Below are 20374 nucleotides of genomic sequence, written 5' to 3'. Positions count from 1 at the left end.
GCGGACCGTAGGGTTCCTGGCCGTGACGGATTCTTCGGCGACGCCGCCGCTGTGGCGGGATCGGCAGTTCGTGCTGCTCATGAGCGCACGCGTCATCTCCGTACTGGGCAACGGCTTCGCACGCGTGGCACTGGCGTTCGCCGTGCTGGCTCTCCCGGGAGCGAGTGCGGGCAGGCTCTCGCTCGTGGTGGCCTGCCAGGCGCTGCCGCAGCTGGTCTTCATCCTGGCCGGCGGTGTCATCGCGGACCGGATGTCCCGGTCGAGGCTGATGGCGCTGGCCGACGGACTGGGAGCCGGAGCCTATGTGGGTCTGGCTGCCATGGTGCTGACCGGGCATGCGCCCTTGGCCGCCCTGTGCCTGCTCGCCGTGGTGGCCGGGACGGCGACGGCCCTCTTCGCGCCCGCCATGGACGGCCTGGTTCCTCTGCTCGTCCCGGCGAGCCGTCTGCAACAGGCCAATGCTCTGCTGCGGGTAGGTATGAACAGCTCCATGCTGCTGGGGCTGGCCCTGTCCGGGGTGACCGTCGCCATGGTGGGCGCCGGCTGGGCGCTCGCACTCAACGCCGCGTCCTTCGTGGTCAGTTCGGCGCTGACGGCGCGGCTGGGCGTGACCGTGCCGCCCCGCAAGAAGGCGTCGGGGTGGACCGATCTGCGGGAGGGCTGGCAGGAGTTCGCCTCCCGGCAGTGGCTGTGGGTCGTGGTCGCCCAGTACGCGGTCGTCGTCGCCGCGGTCAATGCCAACCTCGGGGTTCTGGGCCCGCTGACGGCCGAGCAGCATCTCGGAGGAGCTCGGGCGTGGTCGGTCGTCGTGGCCGCGCAGTCCCTGGGCACCGTCGCCGGGGCGGGGTTCGCCGCCCGGGTGAGAGTGAACCGGCCCGTTCTGGTGGCCGTCCTGTGCACGTTTCCGGCTGCCGTGCCCGTTGCTCTGCTCAGCGCTCGGGCACCGGTATGGCTGATCGCCGCGGCGATGTTCGGCGCCGGGATCGCCGGCGATGTCTTCGGAGTTCTCTGGGCCACCACCATCCAGCGGCAGGTCCCCGAACAGGCCCTGTCACGGGTCAGTTCCTACGACTGGTTCGGCTCGCTGGCCTTCGCCCCACTCGGCCTCCTCGTCGCCGGACCCGTTGCACAGTCCGTGGGCACGGGCTGGTCCCTCGCCGGCTGTGCGGCCTTGATCGTCCTGGCGACCACGGCGGCCCTGCTCTCGCCTCAGGTTCGTACCCTCGGCGTGGCGAGGACGCATTCCGACGACACAAGGTCTTCGAACACGGCGCCGGAAAATGAACGATCGTGAAGGAGACGCCAAAAGGCCCACGCGGCACGAGTGTGCTGCGTGGGCCTTCTCCCCAGGAGTCGGACGCTCATGGGCTCGGGTCAATGGGCCGAGAAAGTCCGTTCCTGAAAGGAGGCGGCTGACGGAAAGGGGTGTGTCAGGCCGCCGCCTCGGGGTTCTTGGAGAGACGCGGAGTCGACACGGTCGGCTCCGTCTCCGGGTAGTGACAGGCGGTCAGATGGCCGGGCTTGTTGCCCTCGACCTGCACCAGCGGCGGGGCCTCGGCCGCGCACTTGTCCGTCGCCTTCCAGCATCGGGTGCGGAAGCGGCAGCCGGAGGGCGGGGAGATGGGGGACGGGACGTCGCCGGTCAGGCGGATGCGCTCGCGGGCGGGCGCGTCCTCGTCCACCGTCGCCTCGGGTACGGCGGACAGCAGGGCCCGTGTGTAGGGGTGGCGGGGGTTCTCGTACAGGTCGTCGCGGTCGGCGATCTCCACGATCTTGCCGAGGTACATCACCGCCACCCGCTGTGAGAAGTGCCGTACGACCGCCAGGTCGTGGGCGATGAAGACGAAGGCGATACCGAGCTCTTCCTGGACCTTCTGGAGCAGGTTGACGACCTGTGCCTGGATCGAGACGTCCAGGGCGGAGACCGGCTCGTCGGCCACGATCAGCTTGGGCTCGAGGGCCAACGCCCTTGCCACGCCGATGCGCTGGCGCTGGCCGCCGGAGAACTCGTGCGGGAAGCGGTTGAAGTGCTCGGGGTTCAGGCCCACGATCTCCAGCAGCTCACGCACGCGCTTCTCGCGGCCGCCGGCCGGGTTGATGTCGTTGATCTCCATCGGGCCGGAGATGATCTTCCCGACCGTCTGGCGGGGGTTCAGCGACGCATACGGGTCCTGGAAGATCATCTGGATCTCGGACCTGACCGACGCCAGCTGCTTGCGGCCCGCGTGGGTGATGTCCTGGCCTCGGTACGAGATCTTGCCGCCCGTCGGCTCCAGCAGGCGCGTGATCAGGCGGCCCGTCGTCGACTTGCCGCAGCCGGACTCGCCGACCAGGCCGAGGCTCTCGCCCTCGGCGACCTGGAAGTCGAGGCCGTCGACCGCCTGCACGGCGCCGACCGTGCGCCGGATCGGGAAGCCGCCCTTGATCGGGAAGTGTTTGGTCAGCCCGGAGACGTCCAGGAGGGGGGTGGTGTTGCTCATGGTCGTGAAATCCCGTCTCTTGTCCGTCAGTTGTGCCGGGATACGGCGAAGTCGGCGAAGAACTCCTCGCGCTGGTCCAGCGAGAGATGGCAGGCCGAACCGCGGCCTTCCAGCACCTCGAGTACCGGCTGCTCGGTGGAGCACAGGCCGCCCGGGACCTTCTCGACGAAGGTGCAGCGCGGGTGGAAGCGGCAGCCGGACGGCGGGTTGAGCAGCGAGGGCGGCGAGCCCGGGATCGGGTTCAGCGGCACGTCGACCGGACCGTCGAGGCTCGGCATCGAGCTCAGCAGGCCCAGCGTGTACGGGTGTTGCGGAGTGCGCAGGACCTCCTGCTTCGTACCGCGCTCCACGCACCGGCCGCCGTACATCACCAGCACGTCGTCCGCGATGTCGGCGATGACACCGAGGTCGTGCGTGATGAAGATGATCGCGGTGCCGAACTCCTGCTGGAGGTCTTTCAGGAGATCGAGGATCTGGGCCTGGACCGTCACGTCGAGGGCGGTCGTCGGCTCGTCGGCGATCAGCAGCTCGGGGTCGCAGACCAGGGCCATGGCGATCATCGCGCGCTGGCGCATACCGCCGGAGAACTGGTGCGGGTAGTCGTCCACGCGGATGTCGGGCTGCGGGATCCCGACCCGCCTCAGCATCTCGATCGCCCGGTCCCGGGCCTCCTTCTTGGAGACGCCGGTGTGCTTGCGGTAGGTCTCACCGATCTGCGAACCGATGGTGTGGTACGGCGACAGGGAGGCCAGGGCGTCCTGGAAGATCATGGCCATCTTGTTGCCGCGCAGCTGCTCCAACTCCCGCTCCTTGGCGGTGAGCAGGTCCTTGCCGTCGAGCAGGATCTCGCCGTCGATCGCCGTGCGGGCGCGGTCGTGCAGGCCCAGGATCGTCAGGTTGGTGACGGACTTGCCGGAGCCCGACTCGCCCACGATGCCGAGGGTCTTGCCCTTGGCCAGGTCGAAGGAGAGCCCGTCGACGGCCTTGACGGTGCCGTCCTCGGTGGAGAAGTGGACCTTCAGGTCCCTGACGGAGAGGAAGGGCTGCTGATCGGTGCTCGTCACGGGGACGCTCCTGGGGGGTGATGCGGAGGTAGGGGGCAGGGCGGAGGTCAGGCGAGCCGGATCCGCGGGTCGATGAGGGCGTAGACGGCATCGACGATGATGTTCAGGAACACGATCGCGCCCGCCGACAGCAGGGTGACGCCGAGCAGCATGGGCAGGTCGCTCTTGTCCACGGACTGCACCGCGAGCCGACCGACACCCTGCAGGCTGAACGTGTACTCGGTGATGATCGCACCGCCGATGAGCGTGCCCAGGTCGATGCCGAAGACAGTCACGATCGGGCCCATCGCACCGCGCCAGGCGAAGCGGAAGAAGACGTTCGCGCGGGACAGCCCCTTGGCGCGGGCCGTGCGGACGTAGTCCTCGCTGAGCTGCTCCACCAGTTGGGAGCGGGCCATGCGGGTGTAGTTGGCGGTGAAGATGATCGCGAGCACCAACCACGGCAGCAGCAGGCCGGAAGCCCAGGCGACCGGGTCGTCGGTGAGCGGCGTGTACGACGGGTTGTCGAGGATGCCCAGCTTCGCGACCAGGAAGTACATCGCGATGTAGCCGACGAAGTAGATCTGCAGTGACGAGCCGAGCAGTGAGGCCGAACTGGCCACCTTGTCCTGCCACTTGCCCTGCTTGAGGGCCGCGAGCATGCCGGTGCCGACACCGAAGATCAGGAACACGACGGCTGCGCCGAAGGCGAGTGAGAGGGTCAGCGGCAGGCGGTCCATGATCGTGCCGAGAACGGGCTCGCGGTTGGCGAAGGAGTAACCGAGGCAGGGCGCGTCGCAGTGCCCGAAACCGGCGTAGTCGCGCCCGACGAAGATGCCCTTGAGCCAGTCCCAGTACTGGACCGGAACGGGATGGTCGATACCCAGGTTGTGCCGGACCTGCGCGAGCATGTCAGGCGTGCAGTTCTTGCCGCAGGACATCGTGGCGGGGTCACGCGGGATGGCGTAGAAGAGCCAGAAGGTGACGGCGCTGATGATCAACAGGATGACCATGGCACCGAGTACTCGGCGGACAAGGAAGCGGAACATGGGGCGTGACTTTCCGGACGGGGCGCCGTCGCCGGGGAGTTGAGGGGGGTGGGCCGCAGGGGGGCGGCCGTCGGAACGGCCGCCCCCGGTGGACTACTTGGTGGCGTAGAGCTTGCAGAGCGCGACGCAGGTGTTGCCCGAGTCGTACACGACGTTGCCGACCTTGGATCCGTACATCCAGTTGCGGATCGAGTGGTAGTCCGGGACGACCGCCGCGAGCTCCATGATCTGCTTGTCGATGGCGCCCCAGGCCTTGTTGGCCTTGGCCGTGTCCGCGATGGTGGAGGCCGTGTCGATCGCCTTGTTCACGCTCGGGTCGTTGAGCTGGGCGTAGTTGCTACGGCCGTCGCCGATGTTCTTGCCGCTCCAGCAGGGGTAGAAGACCGAGTAACCGCCCGGCCAGTCGGGGCTCCAGCCGGCCGCGAACAGGTCGAAGTCGTTGTCGATCTTGCCGATCTGGGTGTAGAAGGTCGACTTGTCCACCTGCTTGTTGACGACCGTGAAGCCCGCGTCCTCCAGGGCGTTCTTGATCGCGACGGCCTGCTTCACCGCGTTGTCCGACTGCTGGTAGGCGATGACCAGCTTCTGGCCGAGCTTGCCGGCCTCCTTCAGCAGGGCCTTGGCCTTCTTGGGGTCGCCGCCCGGCTTGGTGTCCGTGCCGTAGAGGTCGAACTTCTCGTAGCCGGGGGTCACCGGGGACAGGATCGTGGTGGCCAGCTCGCTGGTCGCCTTGCCGCCGCGGATGGTCTGCAGCTGCTGGTGCGGCCAGGCCCAGTTGATGGCCTGGCGGACCTTGACGTCCTTGATCCGGGTGGTGTTGATCGGCCAGTAGTAGGTGACCGTGTCGACCTCGGTGAGAACGCGCTTCTTGAGCTTGGCGTTGGTGAGGACCTGGGCGATGCGCTCCGCGGCGACCTCGTTGAAGATCGACATCGCGTACTGGTCGTTGCCCTTGTCCGCGATGTAGCGGTCGGTGGAGGCGACCGGCTCGAAGCCGAACTGGAAGACGAACTTGTCCGGGTACGCGTTGCGGATGGCGTCCGTCTTCGGGTCCCAGTGCTCGTTGCGGACGTACGTCATCGACTTGCCGATGCTGCGGCTCTCGACCTTGTACGGACCGAGGGAGTACGGACGCTTGTCGTACTTCTCCTTGGTGTCCTTCTTCTTCGGCACGAGGCCGTAACCCGGCATGGCGAGCGTGTAGTTGAAGTCGGCGCGGGCCTCGGTGAGGCGGAAGGTGACGGTCTTGCCGTCGATCTCGATGGAGTCGAGGCTCTTGCCGTCGTAGGGGCCCTTGTACTTGTCGCCGCCGACCAGCCACTGCTGGACGTAGCGCGGACCCTCGGTGATGAAGGAGGCGAAGAGGCGCTCGAAGGTGTGGCGGACGTCGTCCATGGAGAGATCGGCGCCGTCCTCCCACTTGATGCCGTCCTTGATCGTGAACGACCAGGTCTTGCCGCCGTCCTTCATGGTGCCGGCGTCGGTGGCGACGTCGCCGACCAGCGTGCAGCCGCCCTTCTCGTCGATCTTGTAGCCGGTCAGGCCCCGCAGGACCGGCCGGGTGATGGCACCCTCGGTCGAGACGTAGATCTGGGCCGGGTCCATGTGGTCCATGTCGAACTGGTCGAGCGAGTAGATCGTCCCGCCCTTGACCGCGCCCTTGACCTCCGGAGCCGGACCGGTCGAGTCGGCCTTGGTGCCGACCGGGATGTTCATGGTCTTGGCGCCGGTGACCGAGGGGACCTTGTCGTTCGAGGAACTGCTGCTGCCGCTGCTACAGGCGCTCAGCACGGTGGTGCCGGCAGCGGCCACACCGGTGGCAATCAGGAAGTTTCTGCGGGAAAAGGACATGCTGAGCCTGCCTCGTGGATTGAGTCGGAACGAACGTGACCAGCCGGACGTCGTCGATCCGGGCCGGGATGGGGCTTGGGGTTACCGCTTGGACTTCGGGTCGAGCGCGTCGCGCACCGAGTCGCCGAGCAGGTTGAAGGCGAGAACGAAGATCACCATTGAGAGGCCCGGGAAGAGCATGAAGGTGATGTCCTCGGTGTAGAACTGGGCGCCGCGCTGGATCATCACGCCCCAGTCCGGAGTCGGGTCGATGATGCCGACTCCGAGGAAGGCCAGACCCGCCTCCGCGGTCACGTAGGCCGGCAGCATCAACGTGGACTGGATGATGATCGGGGTCCACAGGTTGGGCAGCAGTTCCTTGAACACGATCCGCCGGGGCGAGGCGCCCGTGACCTTGGCCGCCTCGACGAACTCCCGCTCGCGCAGGCCCAGCACCTGGCCGCGCAGCAGACGGGCGATGGACGCCCAGCCGAAGGCCGAGAGGACCAGGATCAGGGCGGTGGCGCGCAGCCAGGTCGGGATGTCGTCGTCGGGGGCGACGAACAGGCCGTAGACGACCGGCATGAACGCGATGAAGAAGAGGGTGGACGGGAACGACAGGAGGATGTCGATGATCCGGCCCACGAGGTAGTCGGTCCTGCCGCCCAGATAGCCCGCCGTGACACCGACGATCACGCCGACGATCGTGGTGAGCAGGGTGGCGGCGACGGCGATGCCCAGCGAGGTGCGGATGCCGTAGAGCAGGAACGTGAAGACGTCCCGCCCGAGCTGGGGCTCGATACCGAACCAGAACTCCGAGCTCATGCCGCCGTTGGGGCCGGCCGGGTACGAGAAGGCGTTGAGCAGGTCCGGACGCTGGCTGGCGTACGTCGTGTACGGGTCCTTGCCGTACAGCTTCGCTATCAGCGGCGCGGCGATCGCGATCACGAAAAAGAAGATCACGATGTAGGCGGATATGACACCTGTGCGGTCACGCTTGAAGCGAGTCCAGGCCAGACGCCCGGGGGAGCGGCTCTCGTTGCCCTTAGGGGTGGAGGGCGAAGGTGACTTCTCGACGCTCGCGTCGGTCACCTCAAGCGGGGCAGCCGCCGATGGAGTTGGGGGGGTCATGGTGCTCCTGGCCCAAGGGAGGGTCTGATGACTCCGCAGGGCGCTCCCCTACGGGCTACGCCGGACTTTTTCAACGCAATTCGTTCAAGGTCAATAAAATCTCGGTCGGCTTGGGTTTCTCTTTACCTTCTTTGCTTGTGCTTGACTGTTCTGTAGCTACGCGTGTAGCGCGTCGTAATCGATCCGTGTCCCGATTCGGGCCAACTGCGCGAAACGGTCAACGAGTTCGATATGCGGATGCCTCCGTATCGAAATCCGTACATCTTGGCGTAACAATCCAACGGTTCGGCATCGGATGGCGAAGATCCATTGCGCTCCCTGCGGAAGATCCATTGTCGCCGATGGCTGCCTCCTCTAATGGCCTCGGTGCGTATGCGAAATAGGCCCTTTGCGCCGATATTGGCCGGTAACGGAACCGGTGACGGACCGGCGGTCACGAGGAGGCACTCCATGCGCGGAGCCACGCACGCCAGATGGGCCGCGGGCGCGGCGGCGGTCGCGCTCGCCGCGACGGCCTGCGGGGGCGGCGACAGCGGCAGCGGCAGTGGGGACAGCGGCGCGGTGCTCAGCTCCTCCTGGGGTGACCCGCAGAACCCGCTGGAGCCGGCCAACACCAATGAGGTGCAGGGCGGCAAGGTCCTCGACATGATCTTCCGGGGGCTGAAGCGGTACAACTCCAAGACCGGCGCGGCCGAGGACATGCTCGCCGAGAAGATCGACACCACGGACTCGCAGAACTTCACGGTCACCGTGAAGAGCGGCTGGAAGTTCAGCAACGGCGAGGCCGTCACCGCCAAGTCCTTCGTGGACGCCTGGAACTACGGCGCGAGTCTCAAGAACAACCAGAAGAACGCGTACTTCTTCGGCTATATCGAGGGCTACGACAAGGTCCACCCGGAAACCGGCAAGCAGACCGCCGACACGCTCTCCGGGCTGAAGGTCACCGGTGACCTGACCTTCACCGTCAAGCTCACCCAGAAGTTCTCGACCTTCCCGGACACCCTCGGCTACCCGGCCTTCGCGCCCCTGCCCCAGGCCTTCTTCACCGACCACGCCGGGTGGATCGAGAAGCCGGTCGGCAACGGGCCGTACACGGTGTCGTCGTACACCAAGGGCTCGATGATGTCCCTGCGGAAGTGGGACGCCTACCCGGGCACCGACAAGGCACAGAACGGCGGCGTCGACCTCAAGGTCTACACCGACAACAACACCGCCTACACCGACCTGATGGCCGGCAACCTCGACCTTGTCGACGACGTCCCGGCCGCCCAGCTCAAGAACGTCAAGAGCGACCTCGGGAGCCGGTATCTGAACACGCCCGCCGGCATCATCCAGACGCTCGCCTTCCCCTTCTACGACCCGGACTGGAACAAGAGCGGCTCGGAGAAGGTCCGTCAGGGCCTGTCCATGGCGATCAACCGCGAGCAGATCACCAACACGATCTTCCAGAAGACCCGCACCCCGGCCACCGACTGGACCTCACCGGTCCTCGGCACCAAGGGCGGCTTCCAGGACGGGCTGTGCGGGGGCGCCTGCGACTACAACCCCACCGAGGCGAAGAAGCTGGTCAAGGAGGGCGGCGGGCTTCCGGGCGGGCAGGTCAAGATCACCTACAACGCGGACACCGGCTCGCACAAGGAGTGGGTGGACGCCGTCTGCAACTCCATCAACAACGCGCTCGGCAACGACAAGGCGTGCGTGGGCAACCCGGTCGGCACCTTCGCCGACTTCCGCAACCAGATCACGCAGAAGAAGATGTCGGGTCCGTTCCGGGCGGGGTGGCAGATGGACTACCCGCTCATCCAGAACTTCCTGCAGCCGCTCTACTACACCAACGCCTCCTCCAACGACGGCCACTGGTCCAACAAGGACTTCGACAGCCTCGTCAACCAGGCCAACACCGAGACCGACACCACCAAGGCGATCGGCATCTTCCAGAACGCCGAGAAGGTCGTCCGCGACAACATGGCGGCCATCCCGCTCTGGTACCAGAACGGCAGCGCCGGCTGGTCGGACCGGCTCTCCAACGTCGCGCTCAACCCGTTCAGCGTGCCGGTCTACAACGAGATCAAGGTCGGCTGACGGCCCATGGGACGGTACGTGGTCCGGCGTCTGCTCCAGATGATCCCGGTGTTCATCGGGGCCACGCTGCTGATCTTCCTGATGGTGAACGTGATGGGCGACCCCATCGCGGGACTGTGCGGCGAGCGGCAGTGCGACGCGGCCACGGCCGCCCAGCTGAAGAAGGAGTTCGGCCTCGACAAGCCGGTCTGGCAGCAATACCTGACCTACATGGGGAACGTCTTCACCGGCGACTTCGGTACGGCGTTCAACGGTCAGAAGGTCACCGAGCTGATGTCGACGGCGTTCCCCGTGACCATCCGGCTGACGATCGTCGCGATCCTCTTCGAGATCGTCATCGGCATCACGCTGGGTGTGATCACCGGCCTGCGGCGCGGGCGGCCCGTCGACACCTCGGTCCTGCTGACCACCCTCGTCGTCATCTCCGTCCCGACCTTCGTCACCGGCCTGCTGCTCCAACTGCTGCTCGGCGTCGAGTGGGGCTGGATCAAACCGTCGGTCTCCACGGAAGCCACCTTCGGCGAGCTGATCGTGCCGGGCCTGGTCCTGGCCTCGGTCTCCCTCGCCTACGTCACACGGCTGACCCGTACCTCCATCGCGGAGAACCGCCGCTCCGACTACGTCCGTACGGCCGTGGCGAAGGGGCTGCCCCGGCGCCGGGTGATCGTCCGGCATCTGCTGCGCAACTCCCTGATCCCCGTGGTCACTTTCATCGGCACGGACATCGGGGCGCTGATGGGCGGCGCGATCGTCACCGAGCGGATCTTCAACATCCACGGCGTCGGCTACCAGCTCTACCAGGGCATCCTCCGCCAGAACACCCAGACCGTCGTCGGCTTCGTGACCGTACTCGTCCTCGTCTTCCTGGTGGCCAACCTGCTCGTCGACCTCCTGTACGCCGTACTCGACCCGAGGATCCGCTATGCCTGAGCAGTACGAGTCCGAGGGTGCCATCTCCTCCGCGGGCATGGGCGGCGCGATGGACCTGGCCGTGACGGAGGCGGAGACCCTGGAGAGGACGCCCGGGGGACCGGACGGCACGGCCCCGGCGGGCAGGCCGCGCTCCCTCTGGTCCGACGCGTGGCGCGACCTGCGCCGCAACCCCGTCTTCATCATCTCGGCGCTGGTGATCCTCTTCCTCGTCGTCATCTCCATCTGGCCGTCGCTGATCGCGTCGGGAAACCCGCTGAAGTGCGACCTCGCCAAGGCACAGGAGGGTTCCCAGCCCGGCCACCCCTTCGGTTACGACGGGCAGGGCTGCGACGTCTACACCCGCACCGTGTACGGGACCCGTATCTCCATCAGCGTCGGCGTTCTGGCCACGGCCGGCATCGCGGTTCTCGGCTCGATCCTGGGCGGGCTCGCCGGGTACTTCGGCGGGGGCATGGACTCGCTGATGTCCCGGATCACCGACATCTTCTTCGCGATCCCGGTCGTGCTCGGCGGTCTCGTCCTGCTCTCCGTGGTGACCAGCAACACCATCTGGCCGGTCATCGGGTTCATGGTGCTGCTCGGCTGGACGCAGGTCTACCGCATCGCACGCGGCTCGGTCATCACCGCCAAGCAGAACGACTACGTGCAGGCCGCCCGCGCCCTGGGCGCCTCCGACTCCCGCATCCTGCTGCGCCACATCGCCCCGAACGCCGTCGCGCCGGTGATCGTCGTCGCGACCATCGCGCTCGGCACGTACATCGCCCTGGAGGCGACCCTGTCGTACCTCGGCGTCGGCCTGAAGCCCCCCACGGTCAGCTGGGGCATCGACATCTCGGCGGCCTCCGCCTACATCCGCAACGCCCCGCACATGCTCCTGTGGCCGGCCGGAGCGCTGGCGGTCACGGTGCTCGCCTTCATCATGCTCGGCGACGCGGTGCGCGACGCCCTCGATCCGAAGTTGAGGTGATGGCGTGTTGGTGGTGGCGGCGTGTGGTCCGTGGGCGTGGGTTCGGGGGCCGGTGTGGGGTCGGGTGGCGGCTGTTCCTGCGTCGTGGCGATGGCCGGGTCGGCCGGTCGTGCGGTCGTGTCGGGCGAGAGGCTTTCGGGGCCCGGGCACTTTGCCGGCCGACGCGGTTCGCATCCCTGCTCTGCCCGGCGGGACGCCCTGGTGCGCGACGCCCTCGATCCGAAGTTGAGGTGATGGCGTGTTGGTGGTGGCGGCGTGTGGTCCGTGGGCGTGGGTTCGGGGGCCGGTGTGGGGTCGGGTGGCGGCTGTTCCTGCGTCGTGGCGATGGCCGGGTCGGCCGGTCGTGCGGTCGTGTCGGGCGAGAGGCTTTCGGGGCCCGGGCACTTTGCCGGCCGACGCGGTTCGCATCCCTGCTCTGCCCGGCGGGACGCCCTGGTGCGCGACGCCCTCGATCCGAAGTTGAGGTGATGGCGTCATGCTGCTCGAAGTACGGGATCTGCATGTGGAGTTCAGGACCCGGGACGGGGTCGCCAAGGCCGTCAACGGGGTCGACTACGGCGTGGACGCGGGGGAGACCCTTGCCGTGCTCGGGGAGTCCGGGTCGGGGAAGTCCGTCACCGCGCAGGCCGTGATGGGGATTCTCGACATGCCGCCCGGGAGGATCACCGGCGGCGAGATCCTCTTCCAGGGGCGGAACCTGCTCGAGCTCAAGGAAGAGGAGCGGCGCAAGGTCCGCGGCGCCGAGATGGCGATGATCTTCCAGGACGCGCTGTCCTCCCTCAACCCCGTGCTCTCCGTGGGCGACCAGCTCGGCGAGATGTTCGTCGTGCACCAGGGGATGTCGAAGAAGGACGCGCGGGGCAGGGCCGTCGAGCTGATGGAGCGGGTGCGGATCCCGGCGGCGAAGGAGCGGGTCAGGGACTACCCGCACCAGTTCTCCGGCGGCATGCGCCAGCGCATCATGATCGCGATGGCCCTCGCCCTGGAGCCGGCCCTCATCATCGCCGACGAGCCCACCACCGCCCTCGACGTCACCGTCCAGGCCCAAGTCATGGACCTGCTCGCCGAGTTGCAGCGCGAGTACAACATGGGGCTCATCCTCATCACCCACGACCTCGGCGTGGTCGCCGACGTCGCCGACCGGATCGCCGTGATGTACGCGGGCCGGATCGTGGAGTCGGCCCCGGTGCACGACATCTACAAGGCGCCCGCGCACCCGTACACCAAGGGTCTGCTGGAGTCGATCCCGCGGCTCGACCAGAAGGGCCGGGAGCTCTACGCCATCAAGGGCCTGCCGCCCAACCTCATGAACATCCCGCCCGGTTGCGCCTTCAACCCCCGCTGCCCGATGGCCCAGGACGTGTGCCGCACGGACGTACCGCCGCTGTACGAGGTGGACGAGGACCGGCGCAGCGCCTGCCACTTCTGGAGGGAGTGCCTGAATGGCTGAGCCGATTCTGGAGGTCAGCGGGCTGTTCAAGCACTACCCGCTCACCCGGGGCATCGTCTTCAAGAAGCAGGTCGGCGCCGTGAAGGCCGTCGACGGCGTCGACTTCACCCTCGGCAGGGGCGAAACCCTGGGCATCGTCGGTGAGTCCGGCTGCGGCAAGTCGACGGTCGCCAAGATGCTGGTCAACCTGGAGAAGCCGACGGCAGGGCGGATCCACTACAAGGGCGAGGACATCGCAAGGCTCTCCGGCAAGGCCCTGCGATCCGTCCGCCGCAACGTCCAGATGGTCTTCCAGGACCCGTACACCTCCCTCAACCCCCGTATGACCGTGGGCGACATCATCGGGGAGCCGTACGAGATCCACCCCGAGGTGGCCCCGAAGGGCGACCGGCGCAAGAAGGTCCAGGACCTGCTGGACGTCGTCGGCCTCAACCCCGAGTACATCAACCGCTATCCGCACCAGTTCTCCGGCGGCCAGCGCCAACGCATCGGCATCGCACGGGGGTTGGCGCTGCGCCCGGAGGTCATCGTCGCGGACGAACCGGTCTCCGCGCTCGACGTGTCCGTACAGGCCCAGGTGGTCAACCTGCTCGACCGGCTGCAGAGCGAGTTCGAGCTGTCGTACGTCTTCATCGCGCACGACCTGTCGATCGTGCGGCACATCTCGGACCGGGTCGGGGTGATGTACCTCGGCCGGATCGTGGAGATCGGCGGACACGAGGAGATCTACGACCACCCGACGCACCCCTATACGCAGGCGCTGCTGTCGGCCGTACCCGTGCCCGACCCGGAGGCCCGTGAGCACCGGGAGCGGATCATCCTCGCGGGGGACGTGCCGTCGCCGACCAACATCCCCTCCGGATGCCGCTTCCGCACCCGCTGCTGGAAGGCGCAGGAGCGGTGCGCGCTGGAGGTGCCGCTGCTCGCGGTGCCGGCCGAGTTCAGGCACACGAGCGGCCCGGCCGCCCATGACTCCGCGTGCCACTTCGCGGAAGAGAAGCAAGTCGTTCCCCCGGAGGGGGAAAGCAACGGACCGGGGTGACATGGCTGCACCCCGGTCCGTTTACGGCACCCGCACGGCCGTACGTTCTTTAGACTGACGCGTCCGTATATCGGGATCGGGTCGGCCAAGTTGCCTGCGTGTTAACGCGATTGATGCGCATTTGGGTGGCTATGACAGCCCCAGAGAGCGCTTCAGGAAGTCCAGTTGGAGCAGCAGCAGGTTCTCGGCGACGGACTCCTGCGGGGTCATGTGCGTGACTCCGGACAGCGGCAGCACCTCGTGCGGGCGGCCGGCGGCCAGCAGGGCCGAGGACAGCCGCAGGGAGTGGGCGACCACGACGTTGTCGTCCGCGAAGCCATGGATGACCATCATCGGGCGGTGCGGTTCGGCCGCGTCCACCAGTCCCTCGTCGTCGATCACCGAGTTGCGGCGGTAGACCTCGGGCTGTTTGCCCGGGTGACCGATGTAGCGCTCCTGGTAGTGGGTGTCGTACAGCCGCAGATCCGTGACCGGGGCGCCGACCACGGCCGCATGGAAGACGTCCGGGCGGCGCAGCGCCGCGAGGGCCGCCAGATAGCCGCCGAAGGACCAGCCGCGGATCGCGACTCGGCCCAAGTCGAGCGGGAAGTCGGCGGCAAGCGCCTGCAGCGCGTCCACCTGGTCCTGGAGGGCCACCGCCGCGACCTCGTCCCGGATCGCCTTCTCCCAGGCGGGGGAGCGGCCCGGGGTGCCCCGCCCGTCGGCGACGATCACCGCGAAACCCTGGTCGGCGAACCACTGCGAGATCAGATGCGGATTGTGCGCGGCGACCACCCGCTGACCGTGCGGACCGCCGTAGGGATCCAGCAGTACGGGCAGCGGCGTCTCGCCGTCGTGATCGCGGGGGAGCAGGACGGCGCACGGGATCCGCCGTGCGCCCCCTTCGGTGAGGATCACGCGCGGGGACATACCGGGATCTTCCGCGTACGAGGCGATGGTCGCCGTCTGCTTGCCGTCGCGCAGCACCTGCACACGGGCGCCCGGCCGGTCCGGGGTGGCGGACACCAGCACGGTCACGCCCCCGGAGCGCACCGCCGAGTGCACGCCGGGGTCCTGCGAGACGCGCTCAAGGCCGAGCTCGTTGACGCGGTAGACGTGCACCTCGCCGGTCTCCGGGGACTCGGCCTCTGCTCCCGCCGACGCGGCGACCAGCACGTCGTGGGCGGAGACGTCCAGTACCGCGCGGACGTGCAACTGCGGTCCCGTCAGCGGGCGTTCACCGACCGCGAGCACCCGCGCGCCGCCCTCGTCCGCGACACGCACGAGCTGCCCGGAAGGACTCCAGCAGGGCACCCCGGGGAAAAGATCAAGCCAAATTGGATCTTCGTCCGCGTGCACCAGCCGGGTCGCGCCCGTCTCCGTGTCGACGGCCAGGTACAGCTGACTGCGCTGGTCGCGCGCCTGTACGAGCAGCAGCGGTGCACCCGCCTGTGACCAGTGCACATGCGCCAGATACGGGTAGGCTGCCCGGTCCCAGACAACCTCCGTGCGCAGCCCGTCCAGGCCGATCACGAACAGTCGTACGTCCGCGTTGTCGGTGCCGGCCGCCGGGTACGGGACGTGCTGTGGATCACGTTCCGGATGGGCGGGGTCGGAGATCCACCAGCGCTGCACCGGCGTGTCGTCCACGCGCGCGACCAGCAGCCGGTCCGAGGCCGGCGACCACCAGAAGCCGCGCGAGCGGCCCATCTCCTCGGCCGCGATGAACTCGGCCAGTCCATAGGTGATGTTGGCCGACTCCGGCTCCGCGAGCGCCCGTTCACCCTCGCCCTCGGCCCCCACGACCCGCAGGGCACCCTGCGCGACGTACGCGACATGGCGGCCGTCGGGGGAGGGGCGCGGGTCGATCACCGGTCCGGGGACCGGGAGTTCACGTGCCGTGCCGGCCCGCAGCTCGGCCGCGAAAAGCCGCCCTGACAAGGCGAAAGACGCCAACTCCACGGCCGCGTCGGTGGCATAGCCGACGATGCCGGCGCCGCCCTCGCGGCTGCGCTCGCGGCGCGCCCGCTCCTCCGGCGGGAGGTCCTCGGCCACGCCGCCGAGCAGGGCGCGCGGGTCGGCCGCCACGCGCTCCTGGCCGCCGGTCGCATCGAGAACCCACAGGGAACTCGCCCTGTCCGTACCGGAGGTGGAGCGCAGGAACACGACACGGGCGCCGTCGGGCGCCACGGTGAACGCGCGCGGCGCGCCGAGCGTGAACCGCTGGGTGCGGGCGTGCCGGCGGGGGAAGGAGTCGGACGTCGTCGTCATGCCCCGACCATATTGGCCATGCGCCCCCTTGTGCGGCCGTGCGCCGATCGATGCGCGCGTACGGATAGTTATGATCACTAGCGCATAGTGGGTATGAACCTGCTGGTCCTTGTTGGTTTGTCTGCAGGGATTCGTTGCCCCTTGGTCCGACCCCCGCGTACTTGGGATCTTTGGAGGTGAGCCGCCGTGGCACTCTCGATTTCGGCGGTGGTGCTGCTGGCGATCATCGTCTTCCTGCTGATCAGGAAGTCAGGACTGAAGGCCGGCCACGCCATCGTGTGCATGCTGCTCGGCTTCTACCTCGCCTCTTCGACGGTCGCTCCCACCATCAGCGAGCTGACGACGAACATCGCGGGGATGATCGGCAGCATCAAGTTCTGACCCGATTAGGGTGGGCTCCATGACGGAACCCCCCGCCCGGCGTCTGCTGCTGGTGCACGCGCACCCGGACGACGAGTCGATCAACAACGGCGCCACCATGGCCGCGTACGCAGCCGAGGGCGCCCGGGTGACGCTGGTCACGTGCACACTCGGTGAGCGCGGCGAGGTCATCCCGCCCGATCTCCAGCACCTGACCGGCACCGCCCTGGGCGAGTACCGGCTCGGCGAGCTCACCGCCGCCATGCGCGAACTCGGCGTCGAGGACTTCCGTCAGCTCGGCGGCCCGGGCCGCTACCAGGACTCCGGGATGATGGGCATCCCCGACAACGACGACCCGGCCTGCTTCTGGCAGGCCGACGTCGACGAGGCGGCCCGGCATCTCGTCGAGGTGATCCTCGAGGTACGCCCCCAGGTCCTCGTCACCTACGACGACAACGGCGGATACGGCCACCCCGACCACATCCAGGCCCACCGCGTCGCCATGCGCGCCGCCGAACTGGCCGCCGCGGAGGGCTGGGAGATCCCCAAGATCTACTGGAACCGGGTGCCCCGCTCCGTCGCCGAGGGTGCCTTCGCCCGGCTCGAGGCGGATCTGCCCGGTCTGTCCGCCGCCCCCTTCGCCGAGTCCGCGGCCGTCGGCGACGTCCCGGGTGTGGTGCCCGACGAGCGCGTCACCGCCGAGATCGACGGCACCGCGTACGCCGCCGCCAAGGCCGCCGCGATGCGGGCGCACGCCACGCAACTCGACGTCGCCGAGCCGTACTTCTCGCTCTCCAACAGGCTGGGGCAGCCCCTGTTCACCACCGAGTACTACGAGTTGGTGCGCGGGAAGGGCGGGGAGCCGCGGGAGACCGATCTGTTCGCCGGGCTCGACGTCGGTGCCGGCGCCGGCGTGAGGGAGGCGTCATGACCGAGCGGGGCTCCATGCTCGCCCAGCCGCTGCAGCGGCCCCCTGCCGGGCGGACGTTCCTGTACCTCGGCCTGTTCGTGCTCGGCGTGCTCGTCGGCGCCGCCGGTGCGCTGGTGCAGGCCGGCTGGTTCCCGGGCGGGCTGCTGCTCGCTCTCGCGGGCGAGGCCGGGCTGTGCCTCGGCGGCGGACGGGCCACCGAGAGCCGCGGCGGGGCCATCGCGCCCGCCGCCGGCTGGGTGATCGCCGTCATCCTGCTCACCGCCAGCAGACCCGAGGGCGACTTCCTCTTCGGCGCAGGAGGCGGCTCGTATCTCTTCCTGCTCGGAGGCATGGCCGTCGCTGTGATCTGCGCCACCCTTGCTCAGGGGCGGCAACCAGGTGGCCGTGACGTCCGACTTGGCAAGTGACGTACCACTTCGCCATTAACCGTGAGTGCGAGTCCCGTGTGGGTTTCCCCGGCGGTCATGGGATACGCGCCAGAAGTGGCCAGTATGGTGGTGCGCGCCGCCGAGCCGCCCGCGTGTTCAGGTCGTGCGGGCGGCGGAGCCAACCGGGAGAACCTGCCTTGAGTCGTGAAACTGACACTCCGTCCTCCGGGCCCAACGGGCGCGGCCAAGCCGCATACCCTTCGGGCACGCCGCCGTACGGGACCCCCATGGCTTCCGACGCCGGTGCGGAAGCGGGCCGTTCGGCCGCGCAGTCCGAGGACCGCAAGACCGAGACCACGCTGACGACCCGGATCCGGATCAACATCCCCGGGTCGAGGCCCATTCCGCCGGTCGTCGTGCGTACGCCCGTCGCGGACGCCGCGAGTCCCGAGGAGACCGGCGAGACCGAGCTTCCGGCACCGGGCGCGACCCAGGCCATGAGCACCGTGGAGCCTCCCGCCGACCCGTCACCGTCGGCCGAGGACAAGACCAGCGACTGGTTCGCGCCCCGCAAGTCGGGCCCGGCCAAGGGCGGTCAGGGCAGCGGCGCCACCAACGGGGCCGGTCTGCCCGGCGGTTCGGGTGCGGGCGCGCCCACCGCCGGCGCCGGGACTTCCGGCGGTGCGCGTCCCGCCGGGTCCGGCGCGGGGGCTCCCGGCGGTGCGCGTCCGGGCACCGGTCGTCCCGGTGGCGTGGTCGGCTCCATGAGCGTGCCCGGCGGCTCCCGCCCCGGCGGGACGAACGGCGCGGGGCTCCCCGGCGCGACCGGCGGCCCGGTGGCCCCCGGCCACGGCGGGGGCACCGGTTCCTTCGACGTCACCGAGGCGCTGGCCGCGGGCCCGCTCGGCGGCGGCTCGCGTCCCGGCGGCGAGGCGCGCCGTGACGAGCTGCCGTACTTCTCGGACGGCGAGCACGGTGCACAGAACGGCCAGAACGGCCAGAACGGGCAGAACGGCCAAGGCGGTTACGGCGGCGCGAGCGGCTTCAACGGGCCGAACGGCCGCGGCGGTCAGGGCGGTGCCCAGGGCCCCGCGGGCCCGACCGGCGGCCCGGTCACCGGAGACGGCCCGCTGGCGCCGCCCCTCGGCGGCGGCCCCGCAGGACCCGGCGGACCCGGCGGCCCCTCGGGCATGGGCGGTCCGCACGGCGCGGGTCTCGGTCCCGGCGGCGGTCTCAGCGACGACACCGCGATCCTCACCCCGCAGAAGCCGGCCCCCGAGCCGGGCACGGGTGGCTACCCGGCGCCGGACAACGTCTCCGGGCACACCGTCACCAGCGGCATCCCGGTGGTGCCGCCGGGCGCCAACTCGCCGTTCGGGCCCGGCACCCACAGCGACGGCCCGCTGCCGCACACGCCGCCGAAGCTGCCCGAGCCGGTCGCACAGAACGTGCCGTCCTCCTCCGCGCCCAAGAAGAAAAAGAAGGGCCGCAACAAGCTGGTGCTGCTCGGCGGCGGCGTGTTCGTCATCGGTGTCGGTGCCTACGGCGCCGGGCTGCTGATGAACCACTCCGACGTGCCCAAGGGCACCACCGTGCTCGGCGTCGACATCGGCGGCGGCACCCGCGACGACGCCGTCAAGAAGCTCGACGAGGCCTTCGGCGGCAATGTGAACAAGCCGCTGAAGCTGTCCGTCGGCGGCAAGACCGTCACGCTCAAGCCGGACCAGGCGGGACTGCAGTTCGACGAGCAGGCCACGGTCGGCGCGGCCGCGCACAGCGACTACAACCCGGTCTCCGTCATCGGCTCCCTCTTCGGCAACCACCGCGTCGTCGATCCGGTGATGCCCGTCGACACGGAGAAGCTGACCGCCGCCCTGAAGGACACGGCCGGCGGCTCCGGCTCGATGACCGAGGGCACGATCCGGTTCAAGTCCGGCAAGGCCGTCGCCGTCTACGGCAAGGCGGGCAAGAGCGTCGACGTCGCCCGGTCGACCGAGGCGGTCATCGAGGCGTACCGCAACCAGGTGGAGACCGGTTCGAGCTCCCCGGTGGCGGTCGCGACGACGAACACGCAGCCGACGATCACCAACGCCGAGGTCGACCGCGAGATGAAGGCCTTCGCGAAGCCCGCGATGTCCGGCCTCGTCACCGTGCAGACCGACGCGTCGCACAGCATCCCGTTCGGCCCCGTGTCACTGCCGAAGATCATCGGGTTCAAGGCCGTCAACGGCAAGCTCGTGGACACCTACGACCTCAAGGCGCTCAAGGAGGCGTACGGCACCACCTTCGACGGTGTGCTGATCACCCGGGGCACCGGGCAGAAGACGGCCGTCACCCCCCAGGACGTCGCCTCCGCGCTGCGCAGGGCTCTGCTGGGCAAGACGACGGCGGAGCGCACCGGAGTCATCGACACCGACCCGAGCTGACGTGTGAAGGCCCGTCCAGGAGGACGGGCCTT

Annotated in this window: 16 protein-coding genes; 10 read left to right on the top strand and 6 right to left on the bottom strand. The window is 68.7% G+C overall.

What is annotated here, in order from left to right; all coding sequences use genetic code 11:
- Positions 1-22 precede the first annotated feature (22 nt).
- A complete protein-coding gene (locus ABZ880_RS22780) occupies positions 23-1294 on the top strand; it encodes an MFS transporter (protein ID WP_361265843.1) in 1272 nt (423 codons plus the stop codon).
- A 136-nt stretch (positions 1295-1430) separates the two neighbouring features.
- On the opposite strand, the gene ABZ880_RS22775 is transcribed toward ABZ880_RS22780, so the two are convergent.
- From ABZ880_RS22775 to ABZ880_RS22755, 5 genes are all read right to left on the bottom strand, one after another.
- Positions 1431-2480, bottom strand: a complete 1050-nt coding sequence (locus tag ABZ880_RS22775) for a dipeptide ABC transporter ATP-binding protein (protein WP_361265840.1) — start codon at positions 2478-2480, stop codon at positions 1431-1433.
- Positions 2481-2506: 26 nt separating this feature from the next.
- Complete coding sequence (locus ABZ880_RS22770; RefSeq protein WP_361265837.1) at positions 2507-3544, bottom strand: ABC transporter ATP-binding protein; 1038 nt, start codon at positions 3542-3544, stop codon at positions 2507-2509.
- Positions 3545-3591: 47 nt separating this feature from the next.
- On the bottom strand, positions 3592-4572 hold the full coding sequence (locus ABZ880_RS22765; protein ID WP_361265833.1) for an ABC transporter permease: 981 nt from the start codon (positions 4570-4572) through the stop codon (positions 3592-3594).
- Positions 4573-4665: 93 nt separating this feature from the next.
- Positions 4666-6423: an ABC transporter substrate-binding protein gene (locus ABZ880_RS22760; RefSeq protein ID WP_361265831.1), complete on the bottom strand. Its 1758-nt coding sequence runs from the start codon at positions 6421-6423 to the stop codon at positions 4666-4668.
- An 81-nt stretch (positions 6424-6504) separates the two neighbouring features.
- The gene (locus ABZ880_RS22755; protein ID WP_361265828.1) at positions 6505-7533 is read right to left on the bottom strand and encodes an ABC transporter permease; all 1029 of its coding nucleotides are present in this window, start codon (positions 7531-7533) and stop codon (positions 6505-6507) included.
- Between the two features lie 450 nt (positions 7534-7983).
- Between ABZ880_RS22755 and ABZ880_RS22750 the strand changes: the two genes are divergently transcribed.
- The 5 genes from ABZ880_RS22750 to ABZ880_RS22730 all read left to right on the top strand — a co-directional run bounded on the left by ABZ880_RS22750 (position 7984) and on the right by ABZ880_RS22730 (position 14007).
- On the top strand, positions 7984-9615 hold the full coding sequence (locus ABZ880_RS22750; RefSeq protein ID WP_361265824.1) for an ABC transporter substrate-binding protein: 1632 nt from the start codon (positions 7984-7986) through the stop codon (positions 9613-9615).
- 6 nt (positions 9616-9621) lie between these two features.
- Positions 9622-10545: an ABC transporter permease gene (locus ABZ880_RS22745; RefSeq protein WP_361265821.1), complete on the top strand. Its 924-nt coding sequence runs from the start codon at positions 9622-9624 to the stop codon at positions 10543-10545.
- Positions 10538-11515: an ABC transporter permease gene (locus tag ABZ880_RS22740; protein WP_361265818.1), complete on the top strand. Its 978-nt coding sequence runs from the start codon at positions 10538-10540 to the stop codon at positions 11513-11515. Before ABZ880_RS22745 ends, ABZ880_RS22740 begins: the two co-directional genes overlap by 8 nt.
- A 475-nt stretch (positions 11516-11990) precedes the next feature.
- The gene (locus ABZ880_RS22735; RefSeq protein ID WP_361265815.1) at positions 11991-12965 is read left to right on the top strand and encodes an ABC transporter ATP-binding protein; all 975 of its coding nucleotides are present in this window, start codon (positions 11991-11993) and stop codon (positions 12963-12965) included.
- On the top strand, positions 12958-14007 hold the full coding sequence (locus ABZ880_RS22730) for a dipeptide ABC transporter ATP-binding protein (protein ID WP_361265812.1): 1050 nt from the start codon (positions 12958-12960) through the stop codon (positions 14005-14007). Before ABZ880_RS22735 ends, ABZ880_RS22730 begins: the two co-directional genes overlap by 8 nt.
- Positions 14008-14136: 129 nt before the next feature.
- On the opposite strand, the gene ABZ880_RS22725 is transcribed toward ABZ880_RS22730, so the two are convergent.
- Positions 14137-16257 (bottom strand): prolyl oligopeptidase family serine peptidase, encoded by a 2121-nt coding sequence (locus ABZ880_RS22725; protein ID WP_361265809.1) that lies wholly within the window; start codon positions 16255-16257, stop codon positions 14137-14139.
- Between the two features lie 186 nt (positions 16258-16443).
- Between ABZ880_RS22725 and ABZ880_RS22720 the strand changes: the two genes are divergently transcribed.
- The 4 genes from ABZ880_RS22720 (at position 16444) to ABZ880_RS22705 (ending at position 20342) form a co-directional block, all read left to right on the top strand.
- On the top strand, positions 16444-16638 hold the full coding sequence (locus tag ABZ880_RS22720; RefSeq protein WP_306189482.1) for a hypothetical protein: 195 nt from the start codon (positions 16444-16446) through the stop codon (positions 16636-16638).
- A gap of 19 nt (positions 16639-16657) precedes the next feature.
- Complete coding sequence (mshB, locus tag ABZ880_RS22715) at positions 16658-17548, top strand: N-acetyl-1-D-myo-inositol-2-amino-2-deoxy-alpha-D-glucopyranoside deacetylase (RefSeq protein WP_361265806.1); 891 nt, start codon at positions 16658-16660, stop codon at positions 17546-17548.
- Positions 17545-17955: a DUF6113 family protein gene (locus ABZ880_RS22710; protein WP_361265803.1), complete on the top strand. Its 411-nt coding sequence runs from the start codon at positions 17545-17547 to the stop codon at positions 17953-17955. Before mshB ends, ABZ880_RS22710 begins: the two co-directional genes overlap by 4 nt.
- 158 nt (positions 17956-18113) lie before the next feature.
- On the top strand, positions 18114-20342 hold the full coding sequence (locus ABZ880_RS22705; protein ID WP_361265801.1) for a hypothetical protein: 2229 nt from the start codon (positions 18114-18116) through the stop codon (positions 20340-20342).
- Positions 20343-20374: the final 32 nt, after the last annotated feature.

It is taken from the genome of Streptomyces sp. NPDC047043 (assembly GCF_040644055.1).
Classification (GTDB): Bacteria; Actinomycetota; Actinomycetes; order Streptomycetales; family Streptomycetaceae; genus Streptomyces.
The sequence above is the reverse complement of the archived record's forward strand: the minus strand, read 5'-3'. Positions and strand labels throughout refer to the sequence as shown.

Coding starts and splice junctions, on each gene's coding strand:
- ABZ880_RS22775 (WP_361265840.1), bottom strand. CDS start 2,480: ATGAGCAACACCACCCCCCTCCTGGACGTCTCCGGGCTGACCAAACAC.
- ABZ880_RS22765 (WP_361265833.1), bottom strand. CDS start 4,572: ATGTTCCGCTTCCTTGTCCGCCGAGTACTCGGTGCCATGGTCATCCTG.
- ABZ880_RS22760 (WP_361265831.1), bottom strand. CDS start 6,423: ATGTCCTTTTCCCGCAGAAACTTCCTGATTGCCACCGGTGTGGCCGCT.
- ABZ880_RS22755 (WP_361265828.1), bottom strand. CDS start 7,533: ATGACCCCCCCAACTCCATCGGCGGCTGCCCCGCTTGAGGTGACCGAC.
- ABZ880_RS22750 (WP_361265824.1), top strand. CDS start 7,984: ATGCGCGGAGCCACGCACGCCAGATGGGCCGCGGGCGCGGCGGCGGTC.
- ABZ880_RS22745 (WP_361265821.1), top strand. CDS start 9,622: ATGGGACGGTACGTGGTCCGGCGTCTGCTCCAGATGATCCCGGTGTTC.
- ABZ880_RS22740 (WP_361265818.1), top strand. CDS start 10,538: ATGCCTGAGCAGTACGAGTCCGAGGGTGCCATCTCCTCCGCGGGCATG.
- ABZ880_RS22735 (WP_361265815.1), top strand. CDS start 11,991: ATGCTGCTCGAAGTACGGGATCTGCATGTGGAGTTCAGGACCCGGGAC.
- ABZ880_RS22730 (WP_361265812.1), top strand. CDS start 12,958: ATGGCTGAGCCGATTCTGGAGGTCAGCGGGCTGTTCAAGCACTACCCG.
- ABZ880_RS22725 (WP_361265809.1), bottom strand. CDS start 16,257: ATGACGACGACGTCCGACTCCTTCCCCCGCCGGCACGCCCGCACCCAG.
- mshB (WP_361265806.1), top strand. CDS start 16,658: ATGACGGAACCCCCCGCCCGGCGTCTGCTGCTGGTGCACGCGCACCCG.
- ABZ880_RS22710 (WP_361265803.1), top strand. CDS start 17,545: ATGACCGAGCGGGGCTCCATGCTCGCCCAGCCGCTGCAGCGGCCCCCT.